Genomic DNA, 24,045 nt, shown 5'->3' with positions numbered 1-24,045 from the left:
GGACCTAGCCCTGGATGCAGGTACCGGAACTGACCATAGCGGAGAGGCCGTCGGCCTGGTCGACGACCGGGGCAACCTCGGACATAGCCAGGGCATAGCCCACGTTGGCGGTATTGGCCGCCTTGGCGAAGATCACGCCGGCCACCCGGCCGTCGGCGCTGAGCAGCGGCCCGCCCGACTCGCCCTGCTGCACGTCCGCGGCGAGCGTGTACACGGCCCGGGCGGTGGGGGACTGGCCGTAGATGTCGGCGACGAGCACCGAACCCACCGACATGACCCTGGCCGGATCGGAGTCGAACGGCCCGCCGAACGGGTAGCCCAGGCTGACGCCCTCGCTGTCGACGGCCAGGTCACCCTGCAGGGTCAGCGGTGCGGCGGCCAGACCGGGTACGGCGATGATCGCGAGGTCGTCGACGGGGTCGAAGTAGACGATCTCGCCGGTCAAGGCACCGGCTCCCGGCACCTCCACGACGGCTTCGGTGACCCCGGCCACAACGTGGGCGTTGGTCATCACGCGTTCGGGGGCGATCACGAAACCCGACCCGGACTGACTCTGGCCGCAGGCGACGGCGTTGCCGGTGATACGCAGCACGGATGCCGCGGCAGTGTCGAGCGCGGCGCTGTCGAGCTGGGCCTCTGGCAGGGTCGGGCTCTGGCCGCCGAAGGCATCCGCGATAAGGGGCAGGCCGTCGTCGACGACGGTGGAACGCAGCTGTGCGAGGAAGCTCTTCACTGGATCGGGGGTGACCGAGTCGATGGTGCGCACGACCCCCGACGAGGCGATGGCGGAGGTGAGCGGGGGAATGCCCAGGGCGCCGACGCTGAACGCGACCATCGACATCACGGCGGCGGCGGCGGCCACGCCGATCACGGCGCCGAAGAGCCTGTCGACGCCGCGCAGCTTGCGCGGGGTGCGGCGGCGGAGGGCCAGACCGATCGACTCACCGATGGTGAGCCCGGCAATCACCAGCAGCAGCGCCGCGGCGATGGAGGCCGGAGTGCGCCACTCGGCGGCGGACACCCAGGTGGGCACCAGCGGCACCACGAAGTACGCCGCGACGGCGCCGGCGACGAGGCCCAGCACGCCGCTCAGGCTGCCGATCAGGCCGCTGCGGTAGCCGGCGCCCAGACTGGCGACGAGCAGCACGACCAGAATGACGTCGAGAATGACCGATCCCTGCATGCACACTCCAGCTCGAAGGGCGGAGGAACCGCCGAACTCAGCCTAAGCGGGTGGAAGCGGGTATTAGCTGGGAAGCCCGTCAGCCGCGGCGCAGCTCGATGAAGCTCAGGCCGTGCAGGTCGAGGCAGACGCTGTCGCCGGTGTCGACGAGCCGCATCAGGATCTCGGCGCAGCCTGGGCAGCGCAACAGCAGTCCGTGGGAGTTGGGGTACAACCGGGCGGTGGCCAGGGCATCGATGCGGCCGCAGGAGGCGCAGCGGCCGCGGGCGCTGACGACGTCGATGGCGAAGAACTCGCTGAGCGGACCGGCGGCGGCGTTGCCGTCCAGGTAGTCGAGGTCGTCGAGGTTGTCGGTCACGGTCTGGTCCCGGTGCCGCCGTAGCGTTCGGTTTTGATCCGATCGGGGGAATGGCCGGCCTGCACGAGCCAGTCGGCGACGCTTTCGACGAAGGCGGTGGCGCCGCAGACGAACACGGCGGGGTTGTCGGCGACCGGTAGCACGCTCTCCACCAGGGTCGCCGCATCCAGGCGCCGGGGTGGCCGGCCACTGCCGGCCGGTGCCTGGCGGGTGTACACGACGGAGACATCGGCGAGCGGCGAGCGGGCCAGGTCGTCGAGTTCGGCACCGTAGTAGACGGCGTCGGGTGCGCGCACCGAGTAGAGCAGGCGGAACGGGGCGGCGGCGCCGGGGGAGGCGGGGTCGGCGGCCGCGTGGGCGCGGAGCATGGCCATCAGCGGCACCACTCCGGAGCCGCCGGCGATGAGTTGCACGGGCGAGGGATCGGCCGGGTCCCAGACGAACCAGCCGCCGACCGGGCCCCGCACCTCCAGCTGGTCGCCCACGGCAACCTGGTGCACAAGATAGGGCGACACCTCACCGTCGGCCAGCTCCTCCACCGTGAGGTCGAATTCGTCCCCGGGTGACGCCGACGCGACCGAGTAGGAGCGCACGGCGGTGTACCCGTCTGTGGCGGTGAGGCGCACGTCGACGTGCTGGCCGGCGCGGTGCCCGGTCAGGCCGGGCAAGCGCAGACGCAGGGTGCGGGCGGTCCGGGTCTCCGGGGTCACGCCGATCACCTCCGCCACTCTCCAACCAGTTCTCACCAGTAGCGCTCTTCGCGCCAGGGGTCGCCGTACATGTGGTAGCCGTTGCTCTCCCAGAAACCGGGTTCGTCCTGCCGGAGCATCTCGAGTCCGCGCACCCACTTGGCGCTTTTCCAGAAGTACAGGTGCGGAACCAGCAGGCGGGCAGGGCCGCCATGGGCCGGTTCGAGTGCCTCACCGTCGAACTCGTGCGCGATCCAGGCCTTGCCGTCGAGCAGGTCGTCGAGCGGAACGTTGGTCGTGTAACCGCCGTAGGAGTGCGCCATGGTGAATTCGCAGTCGGACTCGACCGATTCGAAAAGGGTGTCGAGCGAGACGCCGCGCCAGCTGGTGCCGAGCTTCGACCAACTGGTGACGCAGTGGATGTCGCGGCTCACGTCATCCTGCTGGAGCGCGAGGAACTCCGTCCAACTCCAGCGGTGCACCTGGCCGGTCTCGGTGGTGATGGTGAACTCCCACTCCTCCGGAGTGATCCGCGGGGTGGGGCCGGCTGAAAGCACCGGGAACCCGTCGGTGAGGTGCTGGCCGGGTGGGAGAGTCGGGTCGTCGCGGCGGCCGCGGCCGAAAAAGCCTGAGGAGACGATTCCCATGACGGTGTCCTTTCTGCGGCGGGTTCCTGTGTCACCCCTGTTGTAGCGTGTGCCGGGACGATTCACCAGTGTCACGACTCCAGTCGGGCGTGGCCCTCAGCTGTCTTCGGTCGGCCGGGCCTGGTCCATCCACCACTCGATGAACTCCCGGGCCCGGCCGTCTGGAGCGAAGCGGATCACCCAGAGGTTGCTGTAGACCGGACCGGCCGCGTAGCGCGTGACGCCGTCGATGATGGACATCTCGGGGGTGATCATCAGCGGCGACCACTCGAAGGTGAAACTGTCGGGCTCGTCGGCGTGATCCAGCCACCCAGCGACAATCGCTGGGCGTCCGCGCCGTGGTTCCCCGAACGGGTCGGTGTAGTACTCGGCATCTTCGGTGAAGAGTGCGTTGATGTGATCGGGATCGTTCGAGGACCAGGCCTTGAGGTACCCCTGCATCCATCGGGTGGTGGCGTCCGGGGTATCAACGGGCTCGTTCATGCCCTAGTTGTAGCGCGTGCACCGGAATCCGGCCAGAGGCGGCGGTCAAAACGGGGGAGGGCCGTCGATTCCGAGTCTCGGTGTGCGGCTGTCGTGGCGGGCGGTGACGTAGCTGGCGGGGTCGTAGGTGGTGGGGTCGGTGTTGGTGGGGGCTGAGGTGTAGGTCTTGCCGGCCGGGGTGGTCCAGGTGAGGGCGCCGCCGGGGCCTTGGCGGGTGGGGAAGCTGGATTGGTGTTTGAGGCGGTGGCAGGCCCTGCAGAGGTGTACGAGGTTGTCGACGTCGGTGGGGCCGCCGGTGCACCAGGGCCGGGTGTGGTCGATGTCGCTGAGCGTGGCTCGCCGGTTGCAGCCGATGCCCTGGCAGGTTTGGTCGCGGGCGTCGAGGTAGCGGCGCATGTCGGCGGGCGGGTTGTAGGTGTCGCGGCCCATGCTCAGCCGGCAGCCGGTTTCGGGGTGGGTGAGGATGCGGGACCAGCTGGTTGCCGTGCCCGCGATCCGGCGGGCGGTTTCGGGGTCGATGGGGCCGTAGCCGTCGAGGATGGCGGGTTCGTCGCTTCGGCCCAGCAGGGTCAGTGCCGGCACCGTGATGCTGACCGTGCCGCGGATGCCGTGGCCGAGGCCACTGGGCCCGACACCGTCCAGGAGCAGGTCACGGTAGGCGTCGGGCAGGATCTCTTCCGGGACCCCGTCGGTGAGGGTGAGCATCTTCACCGCGTGGCCCCAGGTGATGCTGCCGCGGCTCAGCGCCTGGTGGAAGCCGGGCAGTTGGCCGGTGAGGCGGGCGGCGTCGAAGATCATCATGCCCGCCGTGGTGGCCGTCAGCCGTAGCGCCCCGGCGGCCTCGGCGGCCATGCTGCGGCGGGCGAGCTCCTCGTCGTCCCAGGCCGGACCGTGCGCGCCGGTGTCAGGGTCGTTCCGGCCGGACTCGACAGGGTCACCACACAGACCCGCCAGGATGCGCGGTTCGTGGCCCAGCCGGTCCAGCTCGGTCAGCAGCCGACTGCGCTCGGCGTAGCCGGCCGCGATCACTTTCTCGTTCACGATCAGCGGGTCGATGACCGCGCTGATCGCCGCCGCGACAGGATCCACCGCGGGGTCCGCAGGGTCATCGGGGGTGTGATCGGGTGTGGCAGCTGAGGTGGCCATAGGCACAGTGAAGCACCCAGCACCGACACTCCCAGGCCCAGAAACCAAGCTGTGGAAGGGTCGAAAAAGACCGCCCTGTGGAGGAAGGGTGAGCCATCCATGCCCGCGAATCGGTCACGACTCCCGAGCACAGTCGATACACAGCTCCGCAGCCGGGCGGGCCTCGAGCCGCTCGCGGCCGATCGGCTCACCCCCGCGCAGGCACCGGCCGTAGCTGCCGTCCTCGACGCGCACCAGGGCCGCGTCAATGGCAGCCAGGGAGGCGGCCAGTTCGGCGTGCACCCCCGCCCGAAGCGACCACTCGTCGGAGAGGGTCGGGCCTTCGGGATCGTGCTCGTCGTCGGCGTCCCCGCCGCTGCGCGCCGCGCGCACGGCGTTCAGGGTGTCGCCCTGCCGGCCCAGCTCCCGCTCGAGATCGAACCGTTGACCGCGCATTAGACCCTCGAAATGGGCGATGTCGCTCGGGCTCAACCCGGGCACCTGCTTCGACGTGGTCACGAAATCGACACGCTGATCTCGTGCAGGCCGGTGGCGCCGTCCGGCGCGACATCGGCGAGCTTGCTGGTCTGTACCAAGCCGTTGGCATCCGTGGCGCGCACCCGCAGGGTGTGCGAGCCGCTCGGGGCGTCCCAATCCCAGCGCCACTGCCGCCAGGTGTCGACGGAGATCGCGTCGGCCAGGGTGGCGGGGTTCCAGTCGCCGTCGTCCACCTGCACGTCGACGGCCGAGATGCCCACGTGTTGGCTCCACGCGACGCCGGCGACCGTCACCGTTCCGGCGTCAACGCTCGCATTCTCGCGGGGCACGTCCACGCGCGAGGACAGCTTCACCGGACCCTTCTGGGACCAGCCGCGGGTGGACCAATACGCCGTCTCCTGGTCGAACCGGGTGACCACCAGCTCGGTGACCCACTTCGTGGCCGACACGTACCCGTAGAGGCCGGGCACCACCATCCGCACCGGGTAGCCGTGTTCGAGAGGCAGCGGCTCGCCGTTCATGCCCACGGCGAGGATCGAGTCGCGGTCGTCGGTGAGGGCCTCGAGCGGGGTGCTGGCGGTCCAGCCGTCCTGGCTGCGCGACAGCACCATGTCTGCGTCGGCGAGCGGCTTCGCCCTGGCGAGCAGGTCACGGATCGGGTAGCCGAGCCAGACGGCGTTGCCGATCAGGTCGCCGCCCACGTAGTTCGACACGCAGGCCAACGTGGTGGTGCTCTCCGCCAGTGGCAGGGCCAGCAGCTCGGCGAAATTGATCTCCACCTCGTTCTCGACCAGCCCGGTGATCCTCAAGGTCCAGGTCGACGGGTCGATGCGCGGCACCGAGAGGGCGGTGTCGATGCGGTAGAACTCCGCGTTGGGGGTGATGATCGGCGTGAGGCCATCGATGTCGAACGATGCTCCGGCGGGAATCGGGGTGCCCGGCGTGGAAGGTGCCGGCAGGGGGAACAGTGCCCTGGCCGCATCCGCTGCCCGGCTGCCGGCCGTGAGCAGCTGGCCACCGATGGCCGCGAGCACGCCGGCACCGGCGCTGATGCCGGTGTAGACGAGAAACCGGCGACGGTCCAGCTCGGCCGTCGCCGCCGTGGGGGCCCGGCGGACGCGCAGCCGGTTGATCAGCATCGTGAGCACCAGGGCGGCCACTACCATCGCCAGCACCGGAGGCACGGCGTCGAACGGGGATGCCCCGGCGCGGGTGAGCGCCGCGGCGAGCGCGACCAAGCCGGCGGCCACGATCACGAACCGGCCGAACGGGGCACGCCGGTATTCGAGGACGCCGGCCAGCGCGGCCAGTAACGCCGCGACCAGGGCGATGAAGACGATCAGCGCCACCTTGTCGGCAGTGCCGAAGAGCGAGATCACCAACTCCTTGGCCCAGACCGGCGCCAGATCGATCAGCAGAGCACCGACCACCAGCACCGGGCTGGCACCGGGTGCGATGAGCCCGGCGACAAGTTCGGCGAGACCGAATCCGGCCAGAACCGCGGCCAGGCCGGCCAAGGCGGGCAGCGCGCGAGCCGGTGTCGGGGAGGCGGAGCTGGACATGGGATCAGCTTAGATTTACCGCCTGTGAGACGGGCGCACCCGCCCTTACGAATCCCTTACGAGACTGGGGGTGAGAGCGGGGCCGAGCACCGGGTTACAGCCGTGTTACGAACACGAGAACGTTGAGGGAACCGATAGTCAGAACTCTCGCCACGGACCTATGGTGAACCTACCCGCCACGACGAACGGTCGCACCCGACCTCCCCTGTTCCGTCGTCTTCGCCGCACCCTACGGCACCTCGTCGCTCCATCCGCATCCCGATCCCTCACGGATCCCGATCCCGATAGATCCCGCGAACCCGGACGACGATGCCCACACTCTCCGGTCGGCCGACACCCAGGCCAGACCCGGTCGGTGTTGCCGCGTGTTTCAGGGCCCTGTCGAACCCGCTCATGCTCGCGCTCAGAACCAGCACGCGAACCTCGCCCGAGATCCCGTTCGCGAACCCCGGACCCGAATCCGGTACCGAAAGAGAGACGGATGACTTCCCTTCATCCCAGCCTTGGCATACCCACTCCACCCGAATCCCCGGTGGATTCAGTAGTGCCGCCCGAGGCTATGCACCGGATCCCCACCCACCAACTGGCGATCGACGATCACCCGGTTCGACCCAAGTCGACGGGGCACGCGCACTCGCCGTCCCTCGTCATGCTGGTTCTGATCGCAACGGTAGGAATCCTGGCCTACGCCCACTTCCTGCTCAATCCGGCCAGCCGCGGCGACTGGCTGCCATACTCGCTCGTGATCATGGCCGAGTCGATCCTGATCTTCCAGGCGCTGCTGTCGATGTGGACGATCCTGTCCGGGTCTACAGATACTCGGGATTTCGACTTTCACCGTACCCAGGCAACTCTGGTGCGCGGCAGATCAATAGCGCGGGACGGCTTGAAGGACCAGCCCGAGCGGTGGCCCCTGCACCTGGGGGACCACCCGGCCACCATCGACGTGTTCGTCACCACGTATGGTGAGGACATCGACGTGATCCGGGAGACCGTGACCGCGGTGCGGGCGATGCACGGTGAGCACCTCACCTGGGTGTTGGACGACGGCCGTTCCGACGAGGTGCGTGATCTGGCCGCCGAGCTGGGCGTGCGCTACCTGCGCCGGCTGAGCTCGAACGGCGCCAAGGCGGGCAACGTCAATCACGCGCTCACGGCGAGCACTGCGGAGTACTTCGTGATCTTCGACGCCGACTTCGTGCCCAAGCGGGAGTTCCTCATCGAGACCCTGCCGTTTTTCATCGATGACAAGGTCGCCTTCGTGCAGACCCCCCAGGCCTACCGCAACCTGCACAACGTCATCTCCCGCGGCGCCGGATACATGCAGGCGGTCTTCTACAGGTTCATCCAACCCGGTCGCAACCGATTCAACGCCGCTTTCTGCGTGGGCACCAACGTGATCTTCCGGCGAGATGCGATCAACGACATCGGCGGCATGTACACCGACTCCAAGTCCGAAGACGTCTGGACGTCGTTGAAGCTGCACGAGGCGGGCTGGAAAACCATCTACATCCCCACCGTGCTGGCAACCGGACACGCGCCGGACACCGTGGAGGCGTACACGAAACAGCAACTGCGCTGGGCCACGGGCGGCTTCGAGATCCTGCTGCACAGCAACCCGCTCAGCCCGCGGCGCCGTCTCACCTTCGATCAGCGTCTGCAGTACCTGGTGACGGCATCCTTCTACCTCACCGGGATCGCGCCGCTGCTGCTGTTGTTGGTGCCACCGCTGGAGATCTACCTCGACCTGCGCCCGATGAACCTCTCCACCACGGTGGTGACCTGGCTGCTGTACTACGCGGGTTTCTACCTGATGCAGGTGCTTCTGGCGTTCTACACGATGGGCTCGTTCCGCTGGGAGACCCTGATGCTCGCCACGGCGTCGTTCCCCATCTACGTGGCCGCGCTGATGAACGTCCTGGTCGGCAAGGAACAGCACTGGAGCGCCACGGGCAACCGGTCCCGGGTGAGATCGCCGTTCAACTTCATGATCCCGCAGGTGCTCTTCTTCGTATTCCTCCTGCTCACCTCGGTGGTGGCGGTGTGGCGTGACCTCTCGATCGGCACCCTCACCCTGGCCACGGCCTGGAATGTGACCAACACTCTCATCCTGGGCACTTTCGTCGGCACGGCAATGCACGAGGCGCACCTGGCACGACGCACCCGCGCCCTGACCCGAAGGATGGTGTCCTGATGACCTGGGCCAACCGGTTCAAGCTCTTCTTCGGACTCGTCGTCGTCGTCGGCGTCGTCGCGGTCCTCACGCTCGTCTTCAACCAGCGGCAGGCCCAGGTGATGAGCGCCTCCGCCTCGATTCAGGCGGCGGAGTATCCGGTGGGCTCCGACTATGGCGGAACCGTCATGGAGCGACTCGTCGAGGACGGCGACCAGGTGCGGGCGGGTCAGGCGCTGTTCACCCTGCAGAGCCCCACCCTGCAGGCCGACCTTGCCGAAGGGCTGGTCACCGTCGACAGCGTGGCCTACTCGGTGGCCGAGGACGGCGTGCTCACCCTGACCGCCGCCGTCGACGGCACCCTCACCGACGTCAGCACCGAGCGCGGCTCCTTCGTGCAGGCCGGGCAGGTGCTCGCCGTCATCGACCAGGCCGGGTCCCTGTTCGTGTCGGCCGATTTCCTCCTCACCAGCGGCGACTACGCGCGGATCGAACCCGGCGCCGCCGTCGACATCGTGCTGCCGAACCAGACCAGGGTGGCCGGGACCATGGACACCCTGGACGTGCAGACGGCGAACGGCCATGCCGAGACCACGGCCAGGGTCCTGAGCCCGGACCTGGTCGACGGCGCCGCGAACGGGCTCATCGCACCCGGCACCCCGGTCACGGCGACGATAGAACTGCGCGACGACGGCCTCCTCGCCGGCGCCAGCGACGGCCTGTTCGGGTTCCTCCGGACGATCGGGCTGTGATCGTGCAGAGAACACCGCGCATCCTCGCCGTCGCCACCTGCCTCGTGATCGCTGCCGCGCTCACCGCGTGCACCACGACGGATGCCGTTGAACCGGTCGACACCGAGGCCTCGACCCCCGGCGCGGCCATCTTCCCCGGCAACGAGGTCGCGCCGCTGGTCGACGCCCTTCCTCAGCAGAGTCTGAAGGCCCTGCCGACAGCGCGCCTGTCCGACGGGCTCATCCCGCCGACCAACCGGTGGTTCTCCGGCCTGGTTTTCGGCGAGGAATCGATGCCGGTGTTCCCGCTGCCCCTCTCCTTCCAACTGAGCGACTCCGGCTTCGGCTTCGGACTGCCGGAGGTGTCCGCGGACACCAACGTGATCAGGGGCGGCTTCGCGGGTCAGATCGGCGTGCAGGTCGGCGACGGCGACGGGCTGGAGCAGGCGGTGACCGCCTACGACGAAGCATCCGTCACGATCGGCCAGTCCATCGACGGCGCCACGGTCGGCAGCACGGTGATCGCCGAGGGGTCGCCGTTCGTGTCCTTCGCTGCCGCTGCGGACGTCGCCCTCACCATGCCGACAGCCTTCAGCGAAGCCGAAAAGGGCGTGTGGAGTGTCGACGTGGCCGGCAGCACCTACGGCATGGTCAGTGCGGGAACACTTTCGTCCGGCACCGACCTGTCCCTCACGGCCGGCCAATCCGTGACCTGGTTTGCACTGCCGGACAGCGGCACGCTCACGGCCTTCGCCGAAGCGGCCCGGCACCCGGTCATCGGCACCAGCGTCGAGTACGGCGCCGGCACGGATACGGCCACCACGACCATCCACTACGACACCGGCGACGGCGGCGACACCCTGATCGCCGCGCTGCCGCACCAGGCACAGGGTCTCGCCGACGGTGCGTCGTGCACCGCGGGGGAGTACCCGAGCATCTACGGTGCGCTCACGGTGTGCGAGGGCCGGCAGCTGAGCTGGTCGGTGCCCGCGGTCGCTCCCAGCGGCGCCCTGGACCTCTCGGCTCTCGGTGACGAGGACCGCGCCGCGCTGGCCGACCAGGTGCGAGCTGATGTGGCGGCCACCACGACCTTCGCCGCCGACACCTACTTCGGCGGCAAGTCCCTCTACCGGGCCGCGAACCTGCTCGAGGTGGCCCGGCAGGTGGGTGCCGATGATGCGGTGGCCACGCTCACCGACCGGCTCAGCACCGCCCTCGACGACTGGACGGACCCCGACGCCTGTGCCCAGCGCACCGAACGGTGCTTCGTCTACGACCCGGACGCGAAGGGGATCGTGGGCCTGGCCACGTCGTTCGGCTCCGAGGAGTTCAACGACCACCACTTCCACTACGGTTACTTCTTCTATGCCGCGGCGGTGGTCGCGGCCGACGATCCCGAGGCCGCACAGCGCTGGGCGCCGGTGCTGAATCTGCTCGCCGCCGACCTCGCCACCAGCGGCGGCAGCGAGTACTTCCCGGACCGAAGGGTGTTCGACGCCTACGCCGGCCACTCCTGGGCCAGCGGCACCTCGCCGTTCGGCGACGGGAACAACCAGGAATCCAGTTCAGAGGCCGTGACCGCGTGGAACGGACTGGCGCTCTGGGCCGCCGCCAGTGACCAGGCCGACCTCGCGGCCGAGGCCGAGTGGATGCTCTCCAGTGAGGCGGCCTCGTCCCGTGCCTACTGGACCGACTTCGACCTCGACGACCCGGTCTATGCGGGCTTCGACCACACCGTCACGTCGCTGGTCTGGGGCGGTAAGCGCGACTACGCCACCTGGTTCAGCGCCGAGCCCAGCGCCATGCTGGGCATCCTGGTGCTGCCGATGAGCCCGGTCGCCGGCTACCTCGGCGGCGACCCCGACAGGGTGAGCGCCAACCTCGCCGACGCCCTGCCGGAAGGCAACTACGACGTGATGTTCGGCGACTACCTACTGATGTACGCCGGCCTGCGCGGCCCCGAGGCCGCATCCGACGCCCTGACCGCGGCGGCGAGCCTGCCGGAGGAGCGGATCGACGACGGCAACAGCCGCGCCTACCTGATGGCCTGGCTGATGCGGTGGAGGACTCCTCCGGCCGGATAGGGGAGGATTGGGGGATCATGGCAACCCTCACCGCCCTCCCGCACAACACCGATCCCGACCAGCTTTTCGAGGCCTTCGAAGCGTGGGCAGCGGATGCGGGCCTCCGGCTCTACCCGGCGCAGGAGGAAGCTGTCATCGAGATCGTGTCGGGCGCGAACCTGATCCTGTCCACCCCGACCGGCACCGGCAAGTCCCTGGTGGCGATCGGGGCGCATTTCGCCGCCCTCTCGGCCGGCAAGCGCACCTTCTACACGGCCCCGATCAAGGCGCTGGTGAGCGAGAAGTTCTTCGCCCTGGTGGAGATCTTCGGCGCCGAGAACGTGGGCATGATGACCGGCGACTCGTCGGTCAACTCCGACGCCCCGATCATCTGCTGCACCGCCGAGATCCTGGCCAACCTGGCGCTCCGGAACGGCGAGGACACCCCGGTCGACCAGGTCGTGATGGACGAGTTCCACTTCTACTCCGACCCCGACCGCGGCTGGGCCTGGCAGGTGCCATTGCTGCTCTTGCCGCGGGTGCAGTTCATCCTGATGTCGGCCACCCTCGGCGACGTCACCGACATCGCCGCCGACCTGTCCCGCCGCACCAACCGGGACACCGCCGTGGTCACCGGTGTGGAGCGCCCGGTGCCGCTGCACTACTTCTACGAGACCACGCCCGTGCACGAGACCGTGGAGGACCTGATCAAGACCGGCCAGGCGCCGGTGTACATCGTGCACTTCGCCCAGGCGGCCGCCCTGGAACGCGCCCAGGCGCTCTCCAGCGTGAAGGTGGTCACCAAGGAGCAGAAGGAGGCCATCGCCGAACTCATCGGCGAGTTCAGGTTCACCACCAGCTTCGGCAAGACCCTCTCCAGGCTGATCAGGATGGGCATCGGCGTGCACCACGCCGGCATGCTGCCCAAGTACCGCCGGCTGGTGGAGCAGCTCGCCCAGCGCGGCCTGCTGCGGGTGATCTGCGGCACCGACACCCTCGGCGTGGGCATCAACGTGCCGATCCGCAGCGTGCTGTTCACCGCCCTGACCAAGTACGACGGCGTCAAAATGCGCCAGCTCAACGCCCGCGAGTTCCACCAGATCGCCGGGCGGGCCGGCCGGGCCGGCTTCGACACCGCCGGCACCGTGATGATCCAGGCGCCCGACCACGAGACCGAGAACCTCAAGGCCATCCAGAAGGCCGGTGACGACCCGAAGAAGAAGCGCAAGATCATCCGCAAGCGCGCCCCGGAGGGGTTCGTATCCTGGGGCGAGCCGTCGTTCAGGCGCCTCGTCGACGCCGAGCCGGAGACCCTCACCTCGAGCATGCAGATGACCAGCGCCATGCTGATCAACGTGATCGCCCGCGGCGGCGACGCTTTCGCGAACGTGTACTCGCTGGTGTTCGACAACCACGAGCCGTGGAAACGTCAGCTCGCCCACGCTCGCCGGGCCCTCGGGATCTACAAGACCCTGCGTGCGGCCGGGATCGTGGAGCAGGGTGCGGACGGCAGCATCCGTTTGACCGTCGATTTGCAGGCGAACTTCGCGCTCAACCAGCCGCTGTCGCCGTTCGCGCTTGCCGCGTTCGACCTGCTCGACATCGAGGCGCCCACCTACGCCCTCGACATGATCTCGGTGCTGGAGTCCACCCTCGACGACCCGCGGCCGGTGCTGATGGGTCAGCAGTTCGCCGCCCGCGGTGAGGCCGTGAACGCGATGAAGCAGGAGGGCATCGAGTACGACCAGCGGATGGAGCTGCTCGAGGAGATCACCTGGCCCAAGCCCCTGGACGAGCTGCTCAGCTACGCGTTCGAGACCTACAAGCAGTCCCAGCCCTGGATCGCCGACTTCCCGCTGCGGCCCAAGACCGTGGTGCGTGACATGTACGAGCGGGCCATGTCGTTCGGCGAGTTCGTGGCCTACTACAAGCTCGCACGCAGCGAGGGTGTGGTGCTGCGTTACCTCTCGGATGCCTACCGGGCCGCCCGGCAGACCATCCCCGACGAGGCCAAGACCGAAGACCTTCTCGACCTGATCGAGTGGCTCGGCGAGCTCGTGCGGCAGGTGGACTCCAGTCTGCTCGACGAGTGGGAGGAACTCATCCACCCCGACCTGGCCGCGCACGAGTCGACGGCGCACGCCGTGGTGCCGCCCGCGCCGCACCGGCTCACCACCAACACCCGGGCATTCCGGATCCTGGTGCGGAACGAACTTTTCCGCCGGGTGCAGCTGGCCGCGCTGGAGAATTACGACGCCCTCGGCGACCTCGACCGCGACAGCGGTTTCGGGGCAGATGCCTGGGCCGACGCCATGGACGGCTACTACGCCGATCATGACGAACTGCTGGCCGGGGCGAATGCCCGCGGCGCCGGACTGCTCATCCTCGACGAGGGTGCCACTGTGTGGACCGCCCGGCAGATCTTCGACGACCCGGCCGGCGACCACGACTGGGGCATCAGCGCCATGATCGACCTCGCCGAGTCCGACGAACTGGGAGTGCCGGCGTTGACGGTGACCGGGATCAACCGGCTCTAGCCGCCGGTCCCGCTCCTCGCCCGCTCCTCACCGCGCCCAACTGTTCCCGAAGCGGACAAGTGCGCCCGGTGTGCCGGGTGCAATTGCCCGGAACGGGAACAGTTGTGGGCGGGAGGGCGCCCGAACCGGCGTAACCTCGGGCCATGGCCACTTCAGACAACCAGCCGGAAACCCCGATCATGACGCCGAAGCCGGCACCCAAGCCGGGCCCGCGGCCCGGTCCGGGACCGCAGCACGGCGCCCAGCCGAATTCGGCGGCCACCGGGGGAACGCCTACCCCGCGGACCGGCCCGATCCGCGCGGCCGTCATCGGCTTCGGGCTCTCCGGCCGGGTCTTCCACGCACCGTTCCTCGCGGCCAACCCCGACTTCTCGCTCGAGGCCATCGTGACCGGCGACCCCGATCGGGGCGCCAAGGCCATCGAGAGCTACCCGGGGGTGCGGATCGTACCCACCGCCGAGGCGCTGTTCGCTCAGGCGGCCGACCTCGACCTCGTGATCATCGGCACCCCGCCGGACACCCATGTGGCGCTGGCCAACGCCGCCCTCGATGCGGGCCTCGCCGTGGTCATCGACAAGCCGTTCGCGGTGGATTCCGAGCAGGGCTGGGCGCTGCTGAACCGGGCCGAGAGCCTGGGGCTTCCGCTCACGGTGTTCCAGAACCGACGCTGGGACGGTGACTTCCTCACCCTTCAAGCGCTCCTGGCCGATGGCGCCCTCGGCGACGTCTACAGATTCGAGTCCAGGTTTGAGTTCTTCAAGCCCGGCACCCCGCGAAGCTGGAAGGCCGGGGCGACCCCGGCCGCGGGCGGCGGCGTGCTCTATGACCTCGGCGCGCACCTGATCGACCAGGCCGTGCTGCTCTTCGGCCCGGTCGATGACTTCACCGCCGAACTGTCCACCCGCCGGCCGGGCGGCGCCGCCGACGACGATTCGTTTGTGTCGCTGCACCATGGCTCCGGGGTGCGTTCGCACCTCTGGGTAAGCTCGTTCGCGGCCCAGACCGGCCCACGGTTCAGGGTGCTCGGCTCGGCCGCGGGGTACACCAAATGGGGAGTGGACGGCCAGGAGGCCGCCATCCAGGCCGGCAACCTGCCCAGCGACGCCGACTTCGGCCTCGAACCGGAAGCCACCTGGGGCCGGCTCGGCGCCGACGGCGCCAGCCAGGTCGTGCCGACCCAGCGCGGCCAGTACACGGCCTTCTACGAGGGCCTGGCGAATGCGCTGTTGCGCGGAGCGCCATTGCCGGTCAACGCTGTCGACTCGGCACACACCATCGAGCTGATCGAACGCATTCACGCGTCCGTGCGCTGACCCGCGCTTGTCACCGCCGGCCCGCGGGCTCAGCCGTTCTTGGTCCAGTCGAGGTTGATGACCTGGCGGAGGTAGATGTCCTCGCCGAGCCCGGCGACCTTCGGGTTCATGCGGAGGAGCTGCTGCATCGGCAGGTCGAAGCGCTGGGCGATATCGAAGAACGAATCGCCCTCGATGACCGTGTAGCTGATCGGGTTGCCGGCGCCGTCGTATTCCGGCGCGGCCTGGGCGCCGGGAATCGCGCCGAGGTCAACGGCGGGGCCCTCCGGAATGGGCTCGGCCGGCACCTCGGGGTTTGCGGTGAGCTCCGGCGCGGGCGCCTCGGCCACCGGCGTCGGGGTCGGGGTCGGTGTGGGCGTGGGCGTCGGCGTGGGGGTCGGTGTTTGGGTGACCACGACAGTCGCCGTCACCACCGGTGCGGGCGCGGCGGCGCAGCCGGCCAAGGCCAGGCCACCGATCAGCATCACCGACAGCACGACGGCCCGTCGGGTCGGCCGGGTCTGGGCAGTGCGACGCGGTGCAGCTGGTCGCGGAACAGAGAGGCGCGGCGCGGCCGACTGCGGTGAACTGGTGAGATTGTTGATGGTGTACCCCCGAGAAGACAGTTTAGGTCAGGATTCTCCCGGCGCAGCCGGCGTGCTGTGCCTAATACGGGGGACACCGGGCCGCGTCGCCAGGTACCCGCTGGATATGATCGAGCCGGGGGAACCACGACACACCGACAGATTCTGCAGCGCCGGCGTGTGCTGGCCGCGGTCCTGGCCCTGGCCGGGGCATCCGCCGGGGCGCTCACGAAGGCTCTCACCGGCGACGCGGCCTGCTACGCCGGATACTACGGGGGCGGCGACCCGTGCGCCATCGAGACGAGCACGGATGCGGCAGGCACCGTAATCATCGCGCCCTCCCGCGATCTGGTTGCGGGGGAGAACATCATCATCGCGGTCGGCTTCACCCCCGGCATCATCATCGTGCAGTACACCCCGCCGGAGGATCTGTCGGTCATCCTCACTGCCCTGGGCCCCAAGCCGAAAAACGGTGCCAGGCTGCGGCTGGACACCACGGACCAGAAACTCGGCGACCGGCTCGAACGGTTGCGCGGTTCGATCACCGACCAGCGAGAAGGGCGCCAGGCAGCGGGACTACCTGCTGGGCCTGCGCGACTACCTGGTATTCCGGCGCGGGTGGCACCGCCGTGTTCACCCAGAACGTCGCCGGGTTCACCCGCTCGATAGGTCGGGTGAGCTTCGCCACAACACCGACGAAGAGTTCGGGGTCGGGTTCGGGGTCGTCACGGTCGGGCTCCGGCGGCAGCAGTTCCTCCGGAGGAACCTCAGGTGGCGGCTTCTCCGGCGGTGGTGGAGGCGGCGGTCGCTGACCCGAAAGGCCGGGCGCTCAGCACTCGATGACGTTGACCGCGAGGCCGCCCTCGCTGGTTTCCTTGTACTTGGTCATCATGTCCAGGCCGGTCTGTCGCATGGTCTCGATGACGGTGTCGAGCGAGACCAGATGGGTGCCGTCGCCGTGCAGGGCCAGCCGGGCTGCCGACACCGCCGTCGACGCGGCGATGGCGTTGCGTTCGATGCAGGGCACCTGAACGAGTCCACCGACAGGGTCGCAGGTCAGGCCGAGGTGGTGCTCCATCGCGATCTCCGCCGCGTTCTCCACCTGGCGGGGCGTGCCGCCGAGCACCGCGCAGAGCGCCCCCGCGGCCATGGCGCAGGCCGAGCCGACCTCGGCCTGGCAGCCGCCCTCGGCGCCGGAGATGGAGGCGTTCGCCTTGACCAGCGAGCCGATCGCCACCGCGGTGAGCAGGAACCGACGGATGCCGGCCGCGCTCGCGCCGGGCACAAAACGCAGGTAGTAGTGGGCGACGGCGGGGATGATGCCCGCGGCGCCGTTGGTGGGCGCCGTCACGACGCGGCCGCCGGACGCGTTCTCCTCGTTGACCGCGAGGGCGAAGGCGTGCAGCCACTCGGTCGAGGTGTCCCGCTCGCGTTGCTGCAGACCGTCGTATTCCTCCAGCTGCATACGGATGGCGGAGGCGCGGCGTTTGACGCCGAGACCGCCGGGCAGGGTGCCGTCCACGCGCAGGCCCGCCTCGACGCAGGCGTGCATGGCAGCCCAGATAGCGTCCAACCCGGCATCCAACCCGTCGGCGCCGTGGATGGCTTCCTCGTTGGCGCGCGCGACATCGCAGATGCCGATGCCGTGGCTGTCGCAGAGCGCGAGCAGGGCGGCACTCGAGGCGTACGGCATCGGCTGGACCACCGTGGCTACAGGCCGGACCGGGTCGCCGTCGCGGCGGATGAAGCCGCCGCCGATGGAGTAGTAGGTCTCCTCGAGCAGCGCGGTGCCGCTCGAGTCGTCGTCCCAGGCCGACAGCGTCATCGCGTTGGGGTGTCCGGGCAGCCGGGTGCGTGGTTCGAAGACCACGTCGCTCTTCTGCACAGCAACCGGGTGGCTGCCGTTCAGGCGCAGGGTGGACCCGTCGGTGAGATCGACCCAGCTGTTGCGCACCTCGGCGGGGTCGCAGGTCTCCGGGGTGAGGCCCGCCAGGCCCGCCAAAATCGCGTCGGGCGTGCCGTGGCCGAGACCGGTGGAGCCGAGCGAGCCGAACAGCGAGCAGCGGATGCGGCGCACCTCGGGCAGCCGCCCGCTCTCGGCGAGGTGCTGGGCGAAGGCCAGGGCGGCCCGCATCGGGCCGACAGTGTGGGAACTGGATGGACCGATTCCGATGGAGAAGAGGTCGAGAGCCGATACGTACGCAGTCACCCGCTCTATCGTACGCGGGCGGCTACCTGATGGTCTTGCGCGCCGTGATCTGCCCGGTGTCGAAACCGAGCAGGTGCAGGCCGCCGTGGAAGCGGGCGTGCTCGATCTTGATGCAGCGGTCCATCACAATGGTGAGCCCCTTCGCCTCGCCGTACTCCGCGGCCTCCTGGTTCCAGATGCCCAGCTGCACCCACACCGTCGTGGCGCCCACGGCGAGGGCGTCGTCGATCACGGCGGGGATGTCGGCGGCCTTGCGGAAGACATCGACGATGTCGGGTACCTCGGGCAGCGACGCCAGGTCGGGGTAGGCCTTCTGGCCCAGGATGGTGTCGGCACGCGGATTGACGAAGTAGACCCTGTAGTCGCTCGACTGTTGCAGGTAGGTGCCCACGAAGTAGCTGGACCGGGCCGGGTTGGGGGAGGCACCCACGATGGCGATCGACTGTGCCCGCCGCAGGATGCCCAGGCGCGCCTTGGCGTCCGGGCCCTCCCAGGTGCGCTGGGTGCGCAGCAGCTTGGCCAGCGGCGAATTTGTGGGAACGCTGCAGCTCAAACCGTTCGTGAGCTGGACTGTCTCGGTGCTCATGAGCGTCCCCCCGCTGAGGCCTGGCTGAGCGCCTGGTCGAGATCGTAGATGATGTCGTCGACATCCTCGATGCCCACGCTGATGCGCACCAGGCCGGCCAGAACCCCGGCATCGGCGAGCTGCTGCTCGCTGAGCTGGGCGTGGGTGGTGGAGGCCGGGTGAATGACGAGGGTCTTGGCGTCGCCGATGTTGGCCAGGTGGCTGGCCAGGTCGACGGACTCGATGAAGGTACGACCGGCGTCGCGGCCGCCTTTGACGCCGAAGCTGAATACCGAGCCGGGGCCCTTGGGCAGGTATTTGAGGCCGCGCTCGTAGTGCGGGTGGCTGGGCAACCCGGCCCAGTTGACGAAGTCGACGCGCGGGTCGGCGTCCAGCCACTCGGCCACGATGCGGGCGTTGTTCACGTGCGCCTGCAGCCGGTAGGGCAGCGTCTCGACACCCTGGGCGAGCAGGAACGCGGAGTGCGGCGCGAGAACCGGCCCGATGTCGCGCAGCTGTTCGGCGCGGAGGCGGGTGAGGAAGGCGTACTCACCGAAGTTGCCCGACCACTCCAGGCCGCCGTAGCTGGACACCGGCTCGGTGAAGAGCGGGAACTTGTCGCTGTGCCAGTTGAACCGGCCGCTCTCCACGACCACGCCGCCGAGTGTGGTGCCGTGGCCGCCGAGGAACTTGGTGGCGGAGTGGATGACGATGTCGGCGCCCCACTCGATGGGCCGGCAGAGGTACGGCGTGGCGATGGTGGAGTCGATGATCAGCGGGATTCCGGCGGCGTGCGCCACCGCGGCGAGGCCCTCGATGTCGGCGACCTCACCGGACGGGTTGGCGACGGTCTCGGCGAAGATCAGCTTGGTCTTGTCGGTGATCGCGGCGGCGTAGTCGGCCGGGTCGGCGGATTGCACGAAGGTGGTCTCCACGCCGAAGCGGCGCAGGGTCACGTCGAGCTGGGTGATCGAACCGCCGTAGAGGTTGGCGCTGGAGACGATGTGGTCGCCGGCCCCGGCCAGGCTGGCGAAGGTGATGTACTGCGCGGCCAGGCCGGATGCCGTGGCGACGGCGCCCAGGCCCCCCTCGAGGCTCGCGATGCGCTCCTCGAACGCCGCCACGGTGGGGTTCGACAGCCGGGAGTAGACGTTGCCGTACTTCTGCAGCGCGAACCGGGCCGCGGCATCCGCGGTGTCGTCGAACACGAACGCGCTGGTCTGGTAGATGGGCAGGGCCCGGGCCCCGGTCACTGCGTCGGGGATGTTCCCGGCGTGGATTGCCCTGGTGGTGAAGCCGTACTCGCGATCTGCCATGCGGTTACGCTACTGGCCCGGCGCGGGACCGCGGGCGGAGTGGCGTAACAGTGCGCCACATGACCTCCGCCCGGCTTGCACAGCAGCGACCGTCAGCTGATGAGGACGGCGGCCAGAGCGAGCAGGGCGATCAGCAGCCAGGAGGCCAGGCCCACGCCGAGGGCCTTGCCGCCGGTGCGCAGGAGCTCGGACAGGCGCACCGCGGTGCCCAGGCCGAACAGCGCCATGGCCAGCAGCACCGTCTGTACCAGATCGATGGACTCGAGCACGGTGGCGGGCAGCGGAACGAAGGTGCGCACCAGCACCATGGCCAGGAACCCCGCGACGAACAGGGGAACCACCGGCGGCCGCCGGACCGTGCGATCGACGGTGCCCGCCCGCCGCCGCTCGTACACCGCCACGCCGGCCACGAGTGGCGCCAGCATCAGCACCCGGGTGAGCTTGACGACCACGGCCACGGCGAGGGCCGCCGACCCGGCGATCTGCGCCGTGGCGACCACCTGGCCCACATCGTGCACACCGGCGCCGACCCAGTGGCCGAACTGGAGGTCGGTCAGGCCCAGCGGATGCCAGAGCAACGGCAGCACGCCGATCGCGAGGGTGCCGCACAGGGTCACCAACGCCACCGGGGTGGCGGTCTCCTGGTCCTTGGCCTTGACCACGCCGCTCATCGCTCCGATCGCAGACGCGCCGCAGACGGCGAAGCCCGTGGCGATGAGCAACGGCTGGTGTCCGGGTAGGCCGACGCGGCGGCCGAGCCACAGGGTGCCGAAGAAGGTGAGCACCACGATGAGGACCGTGCTGGTGATGGTGACCCAGCCCAGACCGAGGATGTCGACCAGGCTGAGCTTGAGGCCCAGCAACACCACGCCCCGGCGCATCAGCCGGTGGGACGCCAGGGTCAGGCCGGGCGCGAGCATCCCGGTGACCGCCGGACGCAGCACGGGCAGCTGCCCCACCACGATGCCGAGCAGCACGGCCGCGGTCAGCAGCGGTACCGCGGGAAGCGCGGCGTGCACGCCCCACGCGACTAGCGCGGCCACCCCGGCCGCGCCCACTCCCCAGATCCACATTGGGTCAACTTTACCCATCGCCCGTGAAGCGTGAGAAAAGCCCCAAGAATCGAGGATTCTCGGGGCTTCTCTCTCAGTCCGAGAGGAGGGTCAGCGGTGGTGGAAGCGCTGCACCATCGGGCAGTCGAACGGGTCACGGGCGGCCAGGCCCACCTTGTTGAGGTAGGCGACCACGATGCCGTAGGACTCGAACAGTCCGGTCTCGGTGTAGAGGATCTTGTTGGACTGGCAATATTCCTTGGTGATCTCCTGCGCCTTCTTCAGGTGCGGGCGGGCCATGTTCGGGAACAGGTGGTGCTCGACCTGGTAGTTCAGGCCGCCCATGAAGGTGTCCATGAGGGTGCCGCCTCGGATGTTGCGCGACGTGAGCACCTGGCGGCGCAGGAAGTCGACCTTGCTCTCGTGTGGCAGCTGCGGCATGCCCTTGTGGTTGGGGGCGAAGGAGGCGCCCATGTAGACGCCGAACACGGCCATCTGCACGCCGACGAAGGCGAACGCCATGCCCAGCGGCAGGAAGTAGAAGATGACGGCGAGGTAGATCACGATGCGGCTGGTGAGCATGCTGATCTCGAGCCAACGCTTGTCGACCTTGCCCTTGCCGAAGACCGTCTTGAAGCCCTGGATGTGCAGGTTGATGCCCTCGAGGGTGAGCATCGGGAAGAACAGGTACCCCTGCTTGCGGGTCATGAACGAGGTGATCCAGTTGACCTTCGCGGCGTCTTCCTCGCGGAACACAATGAAGTCGGGGTCGATGTCGGGGTCCTTGCCGACCACGTTCGGGTTGGCGTGGTGGCGGCTGTGCTTGGTCATCCACCAGGCGTAGCTGATGCCGACGAAGAGGTTGGCGAGGACACGGCCGGCCCTGTCGTTGGCGGGGCCGGACTGGAAGACCTGGCGGTGCGACGCCTCGTGGGCGAGGAACGCGAACTGGGTGAGGATGATGCCGAGTACGCCGGCGATGATCAGCTGGTACCAGGAGTCGCCGAGCAGCACGAAGCCGACGCCGAGGCCGATGGTGATCAGGACCAGGGCGGCGAAGACGCCCCAGTAGAAGCCGGTGCGGCGGCCGAGCAGGCCGAGATTCCGCACGGTGTGCAGCAGGGAGGAGTACTCGGTGGTGGGGTTCTGGGAGTCGCCACCCTTGCGGGTGCGGACAATACGCACCGTGGGTGCGGCAGATGCTTCCGACATGAGGCCTTTGGTTTGTATCTGGACTTCTCAGTCGGTTGTAGAGCAATCACTCGTCAAGCAGATAACGGCCATCCTACGGGTTCGAGACCCGAAAATAGCGTGAATTCACACGCCTTTAACAGGGGATGTATTCCAATTTTGGCATATGTTCGAGGCTGGGAATGTGTTGCAATCACAGCGTTAATGCTGGTCAGCGCCAGCTCGGCAGCCAGATGTGCGCCTGCCAGAAAGCGAACGGAACCTGGGCACCGGTCCAGAGCGGGAAGTAGTAGGCGCTCACTATCGTGGCCAGGGCCAGGAACACCGCCACGATCGCCCGACCGGATCCATTCTTGATCAGCAGAGAGATCACCAGGGTCAGCCCGAGGATCAAGTACGGCTCGAACGCGATCGTATAGAACTGGAACACCGTGCGGTTCAGGTACATCAGCCAGGGCAGGTAACCGGCGACCATGCCCATCAGGATCAGGCCGACGCGCCACTCCCGGTACCGCACCAACCTGTAGACCAAATAGAGGATCGCGGCCGTCGCCGCCCACCAGATCAGCGGGTTGGCGATGCCGGTGATGGCCTCGGAGCAGGTGGCATAACCACAGCCGTTCTCGCCCAGGGACGAGCCCTGGTAGTACATGCTCGTCGGCCGGCTCATCAGCAGCCAGGTAAGCGGGTTCGCCTGGTACGGATGCGGGGTCACCAGGCCAACGTGGTAGCCGTAGGCGGCCGATTGGTAGTGCCAGAAGCTCTGCAGGCTGTGCGGAACCCAGGCCAGAGCCCCGGTCCAGGCTTGTCCGGCCTGATCGGCCCAGTCCCGGTAGTAGCCGCCGCGGGTGACGAACCAGCCGGTCCAGGAGACCAGGAAGGTCAGCGCCGCCACGGGAACCAGGAGCAGGAAGGTCACCGGCCCCTGCTTGAGGATCGCTCCGCTGGCCCAGAACGGCAGCCCGGCCCGGCGGCGGGCGAGCGCGTCGACCACCACGAGGTAGATGCCGAAGGCGGCCAGGAAATAGGCCCCAGACCACTTCACCGAACAGGCCAGCCCGAAGGCCAGGCCCGCGGCCAGCACCCACGGCCGCCACCAGAGCGTGGGGCCCCAGGTGGGGTCGACCTCGTTGTCCCGTTTCTCGTTCAGCCACGCCCCGAGCCTGGCCCGGTGGTGGTCCCGGTCCATCAGCACCGCGCCGAAGCCGAGGAGGGCGAAGAACATCACGTAGTTGTCGAGCAGGGCGACCCGGCTCATCACGATCGCGTTGCCGTCGATGGCGAAGAGGAAACCGGCGATCGTACTCAGCAACACCGAGCCGAACAGCTTCTGGGCGATGAGCATGAGCAGCACGACGGCGAGCACCCCGACCAGCGCCGTGACGACCCGCCAACCGAACGGGTTATCGGCGCCGAAGACCGCCATCCCCAGGGCGATGAGCCATTTGCCGAGCGGCGGATGCACCACGAACGACGGGGCGGTACCGAAGATATTGCTCTGCCCCGCCGCGAACAGGGCGTCGGCGCCATCCGGCCAGGTGGACTCGTAACCGTTGTTGAACAGGCTCCAGGCGTCCTTCACATAGAAGGTCTCGTCGAACACCAGGGTGCCGGGGTGGCCGAGGTTCCAGAACCGTAAGCCCGCGGCCAGCAGAACCACCAGTGCCGGCCCGGCCAGGCGAACCCACCGGTTGCCCCACAGGGCACTCCAACGCTCGGTCACACGGGCGGTCGCAACGGGGGTGAGGAGCACCTGACCATCGTAGTGAGCCACTGCTGCGTGACTG

21 protein-coding genes are annotated in these 24,045 nt (G+C 68.6%); 6 read left to right on the top strand and 15 right to left on the bottom strand.

Going from position 1 to position 24,045, the window contains the following annotated elements:
• Positions 1 to 4 precede the first annotated feature (4 nt).
• From E3O60_RS16630 to E3O60_RS16595, 8 genes are all read right to left on the bottom strand, one after another.
• Positions 5 to 1,183 (bottom strand): MarP family serine protease, encoded by a 1,179-nt coding sequence (locus tag E3O60_RS16630; RefSeq protein ID WP_088456772.1) that lies wholly within the window; start codon positions 1,181 to 1,183, stop codon positions 5 to 7.
• A 79-nt stretch (positions 1,184 to 1,262) separates the two neighbouring features.
• Positions 1,263 to 1,541 carry a DUF6510 family protein gene (locus tag E3O60_RS16625; protein WP_088456771.1) on the bottom strand — a complete coding sequence of 93 codons (279 nt, stop codon included), beginning with the start codon at positions 1,539 to 1,541 and terminating at the stop codon, positions 1,263 to 1,265.
• Complete coding sequence (locus tag E3O60_RS16620; RefSeq protein WP_241993295.1) at positions 1,538 to 2,251, bottom strand: ferredoxin reductase; 714 nt, start codon at positions 2,249 to 2,251, stop codon at positions 1,538 to 1,540. Before E3O60_RS16620 ends, E3O60_RS16625 begins: the two co-directional genes overlap by 4 nt.
• A 32-nt stretch (positions 2,252 to 2,283) precedes the next feature.
• Positions 2,284 to 2,877 carry a sulfite oxidase-like oxidoreductase gene (locus E3O60_RS16615; protein ID WP_088456769.1) on the bottom strand — a complete coding sequence of 198 codons (594 nt, stop codon included), beginning with the start codon at positions 2,875 to 2,877 and terminating at the stop codon, positions 2,284 to 2,286.
• Positions 2,878 to 2,973: 96 nt separating this feature from the next.
• Complete coding sequence (locus tag E3O60_RS16610) at positions 2,974 to 3,360, bottom strand: nuclear transport factor 2 family protein (RefSeq protein ID WP_088456768.1); 387 nt, start codon at positions 3,358 to 3,360, stop codon at positions 2,974 to 2,976.
• Between the two features lie 45 nt (positions 3,361 to 3,405).
• A complete protein-coding gene (locus tag E3O60_RS16605; RefSeq protein ID WP_134498685.1) occupies positions 3,406 to 4,506 on the bottom strand; it encodes an HNH endonuclease signature motif containing protein in 1,101 nt (366 codons plus the stop codon).
• Positions 4,507 to 4,620: 114 nt separating this feature from the next.
• Positions 4,621 to 5,004: a TraR/DksA C4-type zinc finger protein gene (locus tag E3O60_RS16600; RefSeq protein ID WP_198415731.1), complete on the bottom strand. Its 384-nt coding sequence runs from the start codon at positions 5,002 to 5,004 to the stop codon at positions 4,621 to 4,623.
• On the bottom strand, positions 5,001 to 6,545 hold the full coding sequence (locus E3O60_RS16595) for a molybdopterin-dependent oxidoreductase (protein WP_134498683.1): 1,545 nt from the start codon (positions 6,543 to 6,545) through the stop codon (positions 5,001 to 5,003). Before E3O60_RS16595 ends, E3O60_RS16600 begins: the two co-directional genes overlap by 4 nt.
• 544 nt (positions 6,546 to 7,089) lie before the next feature.
• On the opposite strand from E3O60_RS16595, the gene E3O60_RS16590 reads away from it, so the two are divergent.
• The 5 genes from E3O60_RS16590 to E3O60_RS16570 all read left to right on the top strand — a co-directional run bounded on the left by E3O60_RS16590 (position 7,090) and on the right by E3O60_RS16570 (position 15,362).
• Positions 7,090 to 8,739, top strand: coding sequence for a glycosyltransferase (locus E3O60_RS16590; RefSeq protein ID WP_240632232.1), 1,650 nt, complete (start codon positions 7,090 to 7,092; stop codon positions 8,737 to 8,739).
• Positions 8,739 to 9,470, top strand: a complete 732-nt coding sequence (locus E3O60_RS16585; RefSeq protein ID WP_134498681.1) for a biotin/lipoyl-binding protein — start codon at positions 8,739 to 8,741, stop codon at positions 9,468 to 9,470. The genes E3O60_RS16590 and E3O60_RS16585 overlap by 1 nt, the downstream gene beginning before the upstream one ends.
• Entirely contained in the window at positions 9,467 to 11,533 is a 2,067-nt protein-coding gene (locus E3O60_RS16580) for a glycosyl hydrolase (protein WP_134409349.1), read from the top strand. Before E3O60_RS16585 ends, E3O60_RS16580 begins: the two co-directional genes overlap by 4 nt.
• A 17-nt stretch (positions 11,534 to 11,550) precedes the next feature.
• Positions 11,551 to 14,049: an RNA helicase gene (locus E3O60_RS16575; protein ID WP_103461621.1), complete on the top strand. Its 2,499-nt coding sequence runs from the start codon at positions 11,551 to 11,553 to the stop codon at positions 14,047 to 14,049.
• 143 nt (positions 14,050 to 14,192) lie between these two features.
• Positions 14,193 to 15,362, top strand: a complete 1,170-nt coding sequence (locus E3O60_RS16570; RefSeq protein ID WP_240632231.1) for a Gfo/Idh/MocA family oxidoreductase — start codon at positions 14,193 to 14,195, stop codon at positions 15,360 to 15,362.
• A 29-nt stretch (positions 15,363 to 15,391) separates the two neighbouring features.
• Here the strand turns inward: E3O60_RS16570 and E3O60_RS16565 are convergent, their stop codons facing one another.
• Positions 15,392 to 15,838 (bottom strand): LysM domain-containing protein, encoded by a 447-nt coding sequence (locus tag E3O60_RS16565; RefSeq protein ID WP_166788909.1) that lies wholly within the window; start codon positions 15,836 to 15,838, stop codon positions 15,392 to 15,394.
• A 267-nt stretch (positions 15,839 to 16,105) separates the two neighbouring features.
• Between E3O60_RS16565 and E3O60_RS18570 the strand changes: the two genes are divergently transcribed.
• Positions 16,106 to 16,594 (top strand): hypothetical protein, encoded by a 489-nt coding sequence (locus tag E3O60_RS18570; RefSeq protein ID WP_166789010.1) that lies wholly within the window; start codon positions 16,106 to 16,108, stop codon positions 16,592 to 16,594.
• 160 nt (positions 16,595 to 16,754) lie between these two features.
• On the opposite strand, the gene E3O60_RS16550 is transcribed toward E3O60_RS18570, so the two are convergent.
• From E3O60_RS16550 to E3O60_RS16525, 6 genes are all read right to left on the bottom strand, one after another.
• On the bottom strand, positions 16,755 to 18,134 hold the full coding sequence (locus E3O60_RS16550) for an L-serine ammonia-lyase (RefSeq protein WP_134498677.1): 1,380 nt from the start codon (positions 18,132 to 18,134) through the stop codon (positions 16,755 to 16,757).
• Between the two features lie 22 nt (positions 18,135 to 18,156).
• Entirely contained in the window at positions 18,157 to 18,720 is a 564-nt protein-coding gene (locus tag E3O60_RS16545; protein ID WP_088456757.1) for a CoA-binding protein, read from the bottom strand.
• A complete protein-coding gene (locus E3O60_RS16540) occupies positions 18,717 to 20,015 on the bottom strand; it encodes an O-acetylhomoserine aminocarboxypropyltransferase/cysteine synthase family protein (RefSeq protein ID WP_134498675.1) in 1,299 nt (432 codons plus the stop codon). Before E3O60_RS16540 ends, E3O60_RS16545 begins: the two co-directional genes overlap by 4 nt.
• Positions 20,016 to 20,107: 92 nt before the next feature.
• Positions 20,108 to 21,088 carry a YeiH family protein gene (locus E3O60_RS16535; protein ID WP_241993294.1) on the bottom strand — a complete coding sequence of 327 codons (981 nt, stop codon included), beginning with the start codon at positions 21,086 to 21,088 and terminating at the stop codon, positions 20,108 to 20,110.
• A gap of 90 nt (positions 21,089 to 21,178) precedes the next feature.
• Positions 21,179 to 22,279 carry an acyl-CoA desaturase gene (locus E3O60_RS16530; protein WP_134498671.1) on the bottom strand — a complete coding sequence of 367 codons (1,101 nt, stop codon included), beginning with the start codon at positions 22,277 to 22,279 and terminating at the stop codon, positions 21,179 to 21,181.
• A 190-nt stretch (positions 22,280 to 22,469) separates the two neighbouring features.
• The gene (locus tag E3O60_RS16525) at positions 22,470 to 24,032 is read right to left on the bottom strand and encodes a dolichyl-phosphate-mannose--protein mannosyltransferase (protein ID WP_241993293.1); all 1,563 of its coding nucleotides are present in this window, start codon (positions 24,030 to 24,032) and stop codon (positions 22,470 to 22,472) included.
• Positions 24,033 to 24,045: the final 13 nt, after the last annotated feature.

The organism is Cryobacterium sp. TMB1-7 (genome assembly GCF_004402435.1).
GTDB lineage: Bacteria > Actinomycetota > Actinomycetes > Actinomycetales > Microbacteriaceae > Cryobacterium > Cryobacterium zongtaii.
This window is presented reverse-complemented; position numbering and strand designations above follow the sequence as displayed.